This window comes from Staphylococcus sp. 231237_7MaSpsaltlick, from assembly GCF_043107035.1.
In genome coordinates, this window is sequence record NZ_JBICNX010000341.1 from 1 (window position 1) to 481 (window position 481).

The 481-nt window shown below is 29.9% G+C and carries 1 pseudogene; it reads left to right on the top strand.

From position 1 onward, the window contains the following. Positions 1–481 (top strand): annotated as a pseudogene (locus tag ACF91D_RS31795) (AraC family transcriptional regulator Rsp); the annotation flags it as partial.

The following is a 481-nucleotide window of genomic DNA, read 5'->3' on the forward strand; positions in this document are numbered from 1 at the left end:
GAGTTATTACGCTTACTTTAATAAAGTAATTAAAGCTTCACATATTGATACATCAAAGTTTGTATACACAAAAATTACAAAGCAATGCTTCAAGTTTTACGAAGAAAGCCATCCTTTAGAAATAGCTGATTTAATGTGTCATATGCTTATTTTGTTAAATAGAGGTTGTGGTGTCGGGTACGAATTAATGCGTAAAGAGAAAGCTGATGTCGCTTTGATGAACAGTCATGGAATTTATGAACCCCTAATGTATATATATCAATTTATTAGACCTTTTATTGGCAAATCAGTTTCTATCCATAAAAACTTTATTATACTCAAGGAAAAAGAAGAAATGCATTTACTTTTATTCAATTCCATAAACCACCGTACTTCACCAAAAGAAGTACTTCATCTGGTCTTAAAACAAACTATATTAAATTCAAAAATCACATTGTTCATACAGACATTAAACCGTGAACATGGATTTATTGACTATGCT